Below are 451 nucleotides of genomic sequence, written 5' to 3'. Positions count from 1 at the left end.
CATTAAAAGTCGTCCCGGAGCGCGTAAAAAGGGCGACATAAAAAAACAGGATGAACACCATGTCCGATCGTATTTCGAGAGACGTGATTAATGCGCTTATTGCGGGTCACTTTGCCGACCCCTTTTCTGTGCTAGGGATGCCCCGTACAGAGGCCGGACTGGAAGTTCGGGCGCTGTTACCGGATGCAACAGAAGTGTGGGTTATCGAACCCAAACCCGGCCGCAAGGTGGGTAATCTGGAATGCCTCGACTCGCGTGGCTTCTTCTCGGGCGTCATGCCCCGCCGTAAAAATCCTTTTCGTTATCAGCTTGCCGTTATCTGGCACGGTCAGCAAAACCTGATTGACGATCCCTATAGCTTCGGCCCGCTCTTAAAAGAGATGGACGCCTGGCTGCTGTCCGAAGGGACCCATTTACGCCCCTACGAAACGCTGGGTGCCCATGCAGATAC

Annotated in this window: 1 protein-coding gene; it reads left to right on the top strand. The window is 54.1% G+C overall.

What is annotated here, in order from left to right:
- Positions 1-59: 59 nt before the first annotated feature.
- Positions 60-451: GlgB N-terminal domain-containing protein (locus RTW80_RS27310; protein WP_409415323.1), on the top strand; the 392-nt coding region annotated here is incomplete at its 3' end.

Source organism: Escherichia sp. AM3, assembly GCF_032029835.1.
GTDB lineage: Bacteria > Pseudomonadota > Gammaproteobacteria > Enterobacterales > Enterobacteriaceae > Escherichia > Escherichia coli.
Note: the sequence above shows the minus strand (reverse complement) of the source record. Positions and strands in the feature narration are given on the sequence as shown.